We start from the raw sequence: 9,395 nt of genomic DNA, 5'->3' as shown, positions 1-9,395 counted from the left end.
GAACCGATGAGAACCGATCGGGCCGGGCGCCGCCGTCGCCGCTGGGCCTTGCTGGTGTTACCCGTCGTCGCCATGGTCACCGGTGCCGCGCTGGCCGCGCCGGTGTCGGCCGCCACGGTCAGCGCCGACGACGGAGCGAAAGTGGTCACCGAGACCTGGATCGACGACCGGACGGTCGACCTGGAGATCGACTCGCCCGCGCTGGGCCGGACCGGCATGGTGCGGTTGATCGTGCCGGTCAAGTGGCGCGCCGAGCCCGCCCGGACCTGGCCGACGCTGTGGCTGCTGCACGGGTGCTGCGAGCCGGCGGACTACCAGTCGTGGGACCGGTTCACCGACGTGAAGGCGTTCACCGCGGACAAGGACGCGATCGTCGTCATGCCCTCCGACGGCGAGGCCGGCATGTACACGAAGTGGTGGAACTTCGGGCTGAAGTCCACACCGGACTGGGACCGGTTCCACACGGAAGAGGTCCGGCAGATCGTCGAACGCGGTTACCGCGGTGGCACGCGGCGAGCAGTAGCCGGGGTTTCCATCGGTGGGTACGGCGCGCTCGCGTACGCCTTCCTCCACAAGGGAATGTTCGGCGCGGCGGCGTCGTACAGCGGAATTCCGAACACCTTGTTCCCCGGCACGCCCGAGGTGATCCAGGGCATTCTGATCCGGGCAGGGCACTACAACTTCTTCGACCTGTGGGGTGACGAGAAGGCGAGCTGGCCGATCTGGTGGTCGCGCAACCCGTACGACCACATCGACGACCTGCGCGGCACCGCGCTCTACATTTCCTGCGGCGATGGCCGGACCGGCCCGCTCGATCCGCCGGGGCAGTGGGATCCGCTGGAACCGGCGGCGCTGCTCACGTCCCGCAGCTTCACCGACAAGCTGAAGCTGATGGGCGTTCCGGCCACTGTGGACTACTACGGCGCCGGCACGCACAGCTGGCCGTATTGGGAACGGGCACTGCACAACTCGTGGCCGGTGCTCGCTCCGGCTCTTGGTCTGTGAAGGAGGAACGTGTGAAGAACCGTGAGTTCCGGCGTCGGCTGCTGGCCGCGCTGGTGGGTTTGGTGTTGTTCGCGGGTGGCGCGGTGGCGTTTTCGCCGCCGTCCGCGGTCGCCGCGAGCCCGGTGTTGCCGGGTCCGTTCGACGATTCGTTCTACACCCCGCCGTCACCGCTCCCGGCGGGCAGCCCCGGTGACGTGATCCGCTGGCGGCCGACGGTGCCGCTGATGAACGCGGCGAACGCGGACGCGTGGGAGGTGATGTACCTGTCGACGAACGCGTTGGGGGAGCGCAACGCCGTGACCGGCACGGTGCTGGTGCCGAAGGGGGTGGACCGGTCGACGGCGCCGATCGTCGGTTTCGCGGTGGGGACGCAGGGGCCGGCGTTCAAGTGCACCCCGTCGAAGGCCATCGAGCGCGGAACGCTGTACGACCAGCCGGCGATCAACGACTCGTTGTCGAGCGGGTATGCCGTGGCGGTGACGGATTACGAGGGTTACTCGCCGACCACCGTGCCCACGTACATCACGGGCCAGTCGATGGGCCCCGCGGTGATCGACTCGGTGCGCGCCGCGCAGCGGTTGTCGCAGGCTGGTTTGTCCGACGGCGCCAAGGTGATCTTCCAGGGCTACTCGCAGGGCGGCGGGGGTGCGCTGTGGGCGGCGGAGAAGCAGCCGACGTACGCGCCGGAGATGAACCTCGTGGGCGCGGTGGCCGGTGGGGTGCCCGCGGACCTGACCGAGGTGGCGAAGGGGCTGGACGGGTACCTGGGTTTCGGTTTCCTGGCGTTCGCGGCGGTCGGCCTGGACGCGGCGTACCCGGAGCTGCGGCTGGACTCGTACCTGAACGAGACGGGCCGGCAGCAACTCGCGGAGGCCAAGCGGAACGCCTGTGTGGTGGAGCTGCTGACGAACTACGCGTTCAAGAAGATCTCCGATTACACGACGTCGAACCCGCTGGACACGCCCGAGTGGCAGGCGCGCCTGGCGGAGAACAAGCTGGGGGCGGCCCCGCCACGCGTCCCGGTGTTCCAGTACCACGCGGCCCTGGACGAGATCGTCAACACCCCCCAGGCGGAGGCACTGCACAAACGCTACTGCGCGGCGGGCGTGCGGGAGCAGTGGAGCACCTACGTGTCGGACCACCTGAGCGGCATATTCGCCGGCAACGCGGACGCCCACAAGTGGATCGTCGACAGGTTCGCCGGGAAGGAGGCACCGTCGAACTGCTGATGGCGGTGGTGGTCCTTCGTCGGTGAGGCGCCTTCGGAGTGCTGGCGGTGGGTCATGGCCCTTCGCTGGTGAGGCGCCTTGGGGGTGCTGATGATGCCTTGTGCCCTTTGCCAGTGAGGCGCCTGCGAACCCGCTGATCCTGCCTCGTGACCCCGCGCTCTGGGAGCTTTGATCCGCTGGTTGGCTCCGCCAACCGTGAACGTGCTGGGCGGCCCGGTTTTCCCGCCGGGCCGCCCAGCCCTTGCACACCTGGCGACCGCCTGTGGCCGATGAACGGTCCGTTCATCCGCATACGAGTGGTCCACTCACGCAGCGCCGGTGACCGACCCCGGGCTCCGACTCCCCGTCTCAACTCCCTTGGGCGAGTGAGCGGTCCGTTCATTGCTTCACGACTGGTCCACTCGTGCGGCTTGGGGAGCCGGTGCGGTTTCCGCCGCCCCGTCCTCACGCTCCTCGCCGCCGTATGCCGCCGATGAATGGCCCGTTCATTCGCATACGAGTGGTCCACTCACGCGGCCGGGCGACCCATCCCGGGCTCCGACTCCCCGTCTCAACTCCCTTGGGCGAGTGAGCGGTCCGTTCATTGCTTCACGACTGGTCCACTCGTGCGGCTTGGGGAGCCGGTGCGGTTTCCGCCGCCCCGTCCTCACGCTCCTCGCCGCCGGGTGCCGCCGATGAATGGCCCGTTCATCCGCATACGAGTGGTCCACTCACGCGGCCGGGCAACCCATCCCGGGCTCCGACTCCCCGTCTCAACTCCCCCTGGCGAGTGAACGGTCCGTTCATTGCTTCACGACTGGTCCACTCGTGCGGCCAGGGGAGCCGGTGCGGGCTCCGCCGCCCAGCCCTCACGCATCTCGCCGCCGGGTGCTGCCGATGAATGGCCCGTTCATCCGCATACGAGTGGTCCACTCACGCGGCCGGGCGACCCATCCCGGGCTCCGACTCCCCGTCTCAACTCCCCCTGGCGAGTGAACGGTCCATTCATTGCTTCACGACTGGCCCACCCGCCCGGCCAGGGGAGCCGGTGCGGGCTTCGCCGCCCAGCCCTCACGCATCTCGCCGCCGGGTGCTGCCGATGAATGGCCCGTTCATCGCCGTGTGACTGGCCCACTCACCCGTCTCTAGGCGATCCAGCGCGGCGCCGATTGCCTGCCCCAGCTGCCCCGGCCGCGGGTGAACGGTCCATTCACCGTCCTGCGACTGGCCCACTCGCGCCGTCACGAAGTGCCCACCCGCGCAACTACCCAGGCCTCAGCGCAGGTGCCGCGAGAAGAACCGCCCCGCGCTCTCCAGCTCGAAGTGCGGCACGTCGGCGTGCCGGCCGGGGTTGGCGTGCAGGCTCTTCTCCTCCGACGCGAACGCCTCGAACAGCGTCAAGCCCGTCTCGCGTGGGATGAGCTCGTCGTTCCACTGGAGCAGGAACTCGATCGGGATTCGCACGCCTCGCGCGGCCTCCACCAGCAGATCGCCGGCGAGCCCGAACACCGCCGCGGCTATCCGCGGCTCCGCGGCGGCCAACGGGATCCCGATCGCACTGCCCATCGACACGCCCCAGAACCCGACCGGCCCGAACCCCGGCAGCGCGTCCAGCACCCCCTGCCACTCGGGCACGGCCTGCGCCGCCCGCGAGGCGTTGTCCCGCGCGATCTCGTCGAAAACCGGCTCGCCCGCCGCCATCCGCTGCCGGATCAGCGCGCGGGCCCGCTCGTCCTGCTCGGTGCGCGGCCGGTCACCGTGGCCCGGCGCGTCGATGGCCACCACCGAGAATCCGCAGGCCCGCACGAAGTGGTGGGCTCGTGCCACCAACCCCGGGGCCTTCTTGTGCTGCCCGCCGCCGTGTGCCAGGAGCACCAGCGGACCGCCGACGGCGCCAACCGGTGACCAGAACACACCGGTCACATCGCCGAGCGAGAACGAACGTTCCGAGACGCCGTCAGCAGCCGTCTCCGAGGTGAAGCGCATGAGTGATGCCTTTCGGGAGGAGAACCCAACCGGATACCGCGAAAATGGGTCTCACCTCCTCAGGCCGCACGAACGCCGCGACGCTACAACCCGCTCGCCCGTGATCAAAATGATTTTCGAGGTTTGATGACCGGCGCGAGCGGTGGGCACACTGTTCCGGACTAGTCCGATCGGGTGGGCGCCGAGAAGGACGCCGTGCTTGAGTGGCAGGGTGCGGCCCGCGCGGCGCTGGCCGAGGGGATGGCCGGGCAGGGCTCCCGAAAATCACCCCCGCCGAGCCCCCTCCGCGGGTGAGGCCGAACGGACGCCCGGAACCGGCGCCGGGCCCGCCCGGAACCACCGCTCGGCCGCCCGAAACCGCCGCCCGGGCGCCCGGCACCACCCCCAGACCGCCCGGGAACCGCCGCCCCAGGCGCCCGGAACCACCGCCCCGACCGCCCGGGAACCGCCATCCGACCGCCCGGGAACCGCCACCCGACCGCCCGGGAACCGCCACCCGGACACCCGGGAACCGCCGCCCAGACGCCCGGGAACCGCCGCCCAGACGCCCGGGAACCGCCACCCGGACGCCCGGAAGCACCGCCCCGACCGCCCGGGAACCGCCACCCGGACACCCGGGAACCGCCACCCGGACACCCGGGAACCGCCGCCCAGACGCCCGGGAACCGCCGCCCAGACGCCCGGGAACCGCCACCCGGACGCCCGGGAACCGCCGCCCAGACGCCCGGGAACCGCCACCCGGACGCCCGGAAGCACCGCCCCGACCGCCCGGGAACCGCCACCCGGACACCCGGGAACCGCCGCCCGGACGCCCGGGAACCGCCGCCCAGACGCCCGGGAACCGCCGCCCAGACGCCCGGGAACCGCCACCCGGACGCCCGGAAGCACCGCCCCGACCGCCCGGGAACCGCCACCCGGACACCCGGGAACCGCCGCCCGGACGCCCGGGAACCGCCGCCCGGACGCCCGGGAACCGCCGCCCAGACGCCCGGGAACCGCCGCCCAGACGCCCGGGAACCGCCCGAATACCCGGAACCACCGCTCGGCCGCCCGAAACCGCCGCCCGGGCGCCCGGCACCACCGCCCGACCGCCCGGGAACCGCCGCACAGACGCCCGGGAACCGCCGCCGGGCCGCCGGGAACCACCGCCGGGCTGCCGGAACCACCGCCCCGGCCGCCCGGAACCACCGCCGGACGCCCGGCCAGCCGGACGCCCGGCTCACCTCACGACTCCGGCGCCTCCTGCCGATGGTGCCGTCCGCTGGGCGACAGGTGGTGCCGCCACCGCGCGGGCCGATCGGTCTCATGACGGTTGCCCGCTCTCGAGCCGCTGCCCAGGACGTCCGAGGCGGCGATCCACCGCTCCCCGCCGTCCTCGTCGGTCATCGGCACCAGCAGGCCCTCCTCGCCGGTCCGGCACTTCCCGGACACGACACCCACGCGCACGGTCACCTTGTCCGGCCCGTCGTCGTCGCGGTCGAGGTACATCAGCCGGTCCCCGACGCGGAAAGCGTCCGCCTGCAGCTGGTGGTCGTGGGACGTGGTCGTCATCCGGTGCTCCCCTCGCATCGAGCATTCCAACAGCGGGCACCGCCGGGGTCCGGAGCGGGTTCCTCCTCCGCCGTCTGCCTGCCTCCTGGCGACGGCGGAACCCGATGCTAACCGGCGAATGTCCGGAACACGACCCTTCGTCCCCCGGAAACCGTCAGAAATCGTTCGGCCGCACCGGGTCGCGGCCGTCGACGATCGCGCGCGCCAGGTCCGCGACCCGCTGGTTGTGGTCACGCGCGTACCGCCGCAACCCCTCGAACGCAGTGTCCACACCGATCTTGTGCCGTTCGGCGAGCATCCCCTTCGCCTGCTCGATGACGATCCGGCTGTCCAACGCGGTCTGCAGGTGCCGCAACCGCACGCCGAGCTGGTGCAGATCCCGTTGGTGGGCCAGGCGAAGCGCCGCGGCGTGCGCCAGCCGAAGCCCGGTCCCGCCCGCGTTCCCGCCGGCGTCGAACAGACAGAGCGCACCGAAAACCCGGCCGTCCGCCAGAATCGGCAAAGTTTCTACTGAGGAGTAACCGGCTTCCGCGCAGGCAGTGGAAAACCGGGGCCACGGACCACCACCGGATGATCCACTGTGGAGGCATTCGGGCGCGGGCCCCTCGTCGTGTTCGAGCTGGAACCGCACGAGCGCCGGCGCGGCTCCGGTGCCGGCGGTGATCCGCTCCGGCTCCGCCGGGAACGACAGCACCACCCCGGCGTCGCGGGCCGGCCCGAGAACCGCCGCGCGCTCGGCGAGGTCCTGCGCGAACCGGTGCACGTCGAAGTCCTCGGATTCGCGCGCCAGCAGTTCGAGCAGGGCGTCGATCAGTTCGGTGCGCATCGGCCGCCCTCCCGGTGTCCCCAAGCCGTACCCGCCTACCGGTCCGCAGAACTGGGCTGATCGGGTGAACCACGATACGTGGCCGATCGGCTCTGCACCGTTGTTGACCAGCGTTTACGTCCCCAGCGCGGGCGATCGCGCTTGTGTGATATGCGTTACAGTCCTACCGTGTCGCATGACCACCGCGTTCGACACCGCCAGGGCGATCGGCGACGCCGTCCTGTACCACCCGCGGACGCCGGACTTCGGCGTGCTGATGCCGCCGGCGTTCGCGTCGCCGCAGGCCGGTGACTTCGCCGACTGCCGCGTGGAGTGCCTGCTCGAACCGCGCTCGCACGCAGTGCTGCACGTCCGGCTGCGGTTCCTGCAGAGCCAGGAGCGCGTCGTGTGCCGCCGCGGCGCCGACGGCGGGTACGACCCGGTGGCGTCGCTGACCGTGGACGGTACCGAGCACACCACCTGGGACGAGGTGGTCGAGCGCGAGATCGACGCGGTGCTGCCGGTCGCCGAGCTGACCGCCCAGCGCACCTGCGTCCCGTTCGTCGTCGGCGGCGCCGAGCGGACCGAAATCCTCGGCCGGGCCGGGAAACTCGTCCGCCGCAGCTGGTCGGTCACCGGCGAGCTGCGGCTGAGTGCGCGGGTCCTGGGCGGCCGCAACGGGATCCGGTTGCGCGCCGACGTCGTCAACACCACCGAGTGGTACGAGCCGGACTCATCGCGCGAAGAGGCGCTGCGGCACGCGATGTTGTCCGTCCATGTGGTGCTCGCCGTGAACGCCGGCCGGTTCGTGTCGCTGACCGAGCCGCCGCCGTGGGCTCGTGCGGCCGCCGAGCAGTGCGAAAGCCACCGGCTGTGGCCGGTGCTGCTGGGCGACAACGACGCCGCGGTGCTGGCCGCGCCGGTCACCCTGTACGACCACCCGATCCTCGTGCCGGAGAGCGAAGAACGCATCCAGTACCTGCGCCGGGGCATCCCGGAGGACACCTGGTGGGACCCCGGCGCGGTGTGCCCGGAGACCGACGAGGTGGTGGTCGCCGGGGTCGCGGTGTCCGCCGGGAGTCGGGTGCGGCTGCGCGACGGTCTGATCGGGACGGTCCACGCGGTACTGTCCGATGAAGAGGGATACCTGCACCTGGAGATCAAGGTGGGCGATCGGTACCGCTACGCCACCCCGGGCGAGATCGAACCCCTCCCGGTCTGACCGGTCAGGGCGCCAGGTCCGCCGCGTTGTACTTGCACGAGGCGTTCCACAGCAGGAACGAGTCGATCCCGTTGGCCCGCGCCCCGTCCAGCTGCGCGCGGATCTGGTCGCGTCCGTAGTGGACGGACATGCTGAACGCCTGGATCCACGGGATGATCACCGACTGCGTGCCGGCGGCCTTCTCGGCGAACGCCGCCAGCGACCGCTGGGTGATCTCCAGCGGCTGCGACTCCGGATCGGCGACCCCGTACTCGCCCGGACCCCAGTGCGACGGGTAGATCATCGGCGCGATGTAGTCCACCTTGCGTGCCATGGCGGTGATGTCCTGCCCGATCTGCGTCGGCCGGTTGACCGCTATCCCGAACACCGACGCGCCCAGGTACGCGCCCTCGGCCCGCACCGCGTTGCGGCTCTCGGCGAGGAAGTCCACGATCCCCTCCTCCGGCGTGCCCTCCAGTCCGGGGAACCGCAACTGCTCGATCGGGCCCTCGGGCCGCCGCACGTAGTCGTAGAGGATGTCGTCGAACCCGGCCCGCGCGGCTTCCGTCGCCAGCGCGATGTTGTACTCCCGCACCTCGCGGTTGGCGAAGTTGGTGAACGCGTACTCGCCGTACCCGCCCGCCCACGGCTGCCCGTCGGCGCTCTGCACGACCCGGTCGCGCTCGCCGGACTCCCACGACGCCCGCGCCAGGATCGGGTCCCGGAACGCGACGAGCCGCCCGACGACGCGGACCCCCTCCTTGTGCAGCTGCTCGACGACCCCGTGCAGGTCGTAGTAGTTCTTCGCGGCGCCGATCTCCTTCGCGAGCGGCACCTGCGAGGCGTACCCGACCTCGCCGCTCTCGTCCTTGATGTCCAGCTGGACCGTGTCGATCAACCCGTCCCGCGCCATCTGCAGCACCGGTTCGCGCAGCGCCGGCGCCGTCCACGCCACCGCGGTCATGTGCACGCCGCGCATGCCGGGGTGCCGCGCGCGCACCGGGACCCGGCCGGCCGCGCGGTTGCCCGCCGCGTCCTGCGCGCCGATCTCGATCTTCGCCGGGGGAGTCGGGATGGTGACGGTGAAGTTGCCGAACTCGTTGACCTTCACCTCTTCGCCCTGCACCGTGACCTTGTCCGCGCCCTTGGCCGTGCCGCGCAGGGTCACCGGCTTGCGCGGGTCGCTGATCTCGATCGGCTGGAAGGACAGCTCCGGCGCGGTGTTGTCGACGTGGAAGGTGCGGGACACCTCGGCGTCCGGCAGGCCCGGAATCTCGTTCGGCAGCCGGGCGACGAGGGTGTGCTCGCCGTCGCCGACCTTCAGCGGCGGCAGGACCAGCCGGCCACCGTCACGCGCTGTGGTCACCGGCTGGTCGTCCAGGATGACCGTGACCCGATCGAGGTCGCTGTCCCTGGCCGCCAGCACCCGGATGTCCCGCAGCGACTCCGCGTTGGTGGTGACCCCGTCGCCGAGGCCCTGGATGGCCAGCCCGAACGGGAGCGACTGCACCACCGTCGGGGTGGCGGCGATGGCGACCGTGGCGACGATGGCCACGAGGACCAGAACCGCGTTCCGGGACCGTGTCCGCTGCCTGCCCATGTAACCCTCCCGCGCCGGTGTGCCGAGCAGCGGGCACAT

7 protein-coding genes are annotated in these 9,395 nt (G+C 71.4%); 3 read left to right on the top strand and 4 right to left on the bottom strand.

Features of this window, described 5'->3' with window-relative positions; all coding sequences use genetic code 11:
• Positions 1-6 precede the first annotated feature (6 nt).
• Positions 7-1,005: an alpha/beta hydrolase gene (locus L1857_RS32510; protein WP_094004660.1), complete on the top strand. Its 999-nt coding sequence runs from the start codon at positions 7-9 to the stop codon at positions 1,003-1,005.
• Between the two features lie 11 nt (positions 1,006-1,016).
• Positions 1,017-2,234, top strand: a complete 1,218-nt coding sequence (locus L1857_RS32505; RefSeq protein WP_094004661.1) for a lipase family protein — start codon at positions 1,017-1,019, stop codon at positions 2,232-2,234.
• A 1,254-nt stretch (positions 2,235-3,488) separates the two neighbouring features.
• On the opposite strand, the gene L1857_RS32500 is transcribed toward L1857_RS32505, so the two are convergent.
• The 3 genes from L1857_RS32500 to L1857_RS32490 all read right to left on the bottom strand — a co-directional run bounded on the left by L1857_RS32500 (position 3,489) and on the right by L1857_RS32490 (position 6,576).
• Entirely contained in the window at positions 3,489-4,199 is a 711-nt protein-coding gene (locus L1857_RS32500; protein WP_116109482.1) for an alpha/beta fold hydrolase, read from the bottom strand.
• Between the two features lie 1,224 nt (positions 4,200-5,423).
• Positions 5,424-5,750, bottom strand: coding sequence for a hypothetical protein (locus L1857_RS32495; RefSeq protein WP_094004663.1), 327 nt, complete (start codon positions 5,748-5,750; stop codon positions 5,424-5,426).
• A 154-nt stretch (positions 5,751-5,904) separates the two neighbouring features.
• Positions 5,905-6,576 (bottom strand): GAF and ANTAR domain-containing protein, encoded by a 672-nt coding sequence (locus tag L1857_RS32490; RefSeq protein WP_094004664.1) that lies wholly within the window; start codon positions 6,574-6,576, stop codon positions 5,905-5,907.
• 175 nt (positions 6,577-6,751) lie between these two features.
• Between L1857_RS32490 and L1857_RS32485 the strand changes: the two genes are divergently transcribed.
• Positions 6,752-7,777: a hypothetical protein gene (locus L1857_RS32485; protein ID WP_249467215.1), complete on the top strand. Its 1,026-nt coding sequence runs from the start codon at positions 6,752-6,754 to the stop codon at positions 7,775-7,777.
• A 4-nt stretch (positions 7,778-7,781) separates the two neighbouring features.
• On the opposite strand, the gene L1857_RS32480 is transcribed toward L1857_RS32485, so the two are convergent.
• Positions 7,782-9,356, bottom strand: a complete 1,575-nt coding sequence (locus L1857_RS32480) for a putative glycoside hydrolase (protein WP_116109497.1) — start codon at positions 9,354-9,356, stop codon at positions 7,782-7,784.
• Positions 9,357-9,395 lie beyond the last annotated feature (39 nt).

Source organism: Amycolatopsis thermalba, from assembly GCF_023376025.1.
Lineage (GTDB): Bacteria > Actinomycetota > Actinomycetes > Mycobacteriales > Pseudonocardiaceae > Amycolatopsis_E > Amycolatopsis_E thermalba.
Note: the sequence above shows the minus strand (reverse complement) of the source record. Positions and strands in the feature narration are given on the sequence as shown.

Coding starts and splice junctions, on each gene's coding strand:
- L1857_RS32510 (WP_094004660.1), top strand. CDS start 7: ATGAGAACCGATCGGGCCGGGCGCCGCCGTCGCCGCTGGGCCTTGCTG.
- L1857_RS32500 (WP_116109482.1), bottom strand. CDS start 4,199: ATGCGCTTCACCTCGGAGACGGCTGCTGACGGCGTCTCGGAACGTTCG.
- L1857_RS32495 (WP_094004663.1), bottom strand. CDS start 5,750: ATGACGACCACGTCCCACGACCACCAGCTGCAGGCGGACGCTTTCCGC.
- L1857_RS32490 (WP_094004664.1), bottom strand. CDS start 6,576: ATGCGCACCGAACTGATCGACGCCCTGCTCGAACTGCTGGCGCGCGAA.
- L1857_RS32485 (WP_249467215.1), top strand. CDS start 6,752: ATGACCACCGCGTTCGACACCGCCAGGGCGATCGGCGACGCCGTCCTG.
- L1857_RS32480 (WP_116109497.1), bottom strand. CDS start 9,356: ATGGGCAGGCAGCGGACACGGTCCCGGAACGCGGTTCTGGTCCTCGTG.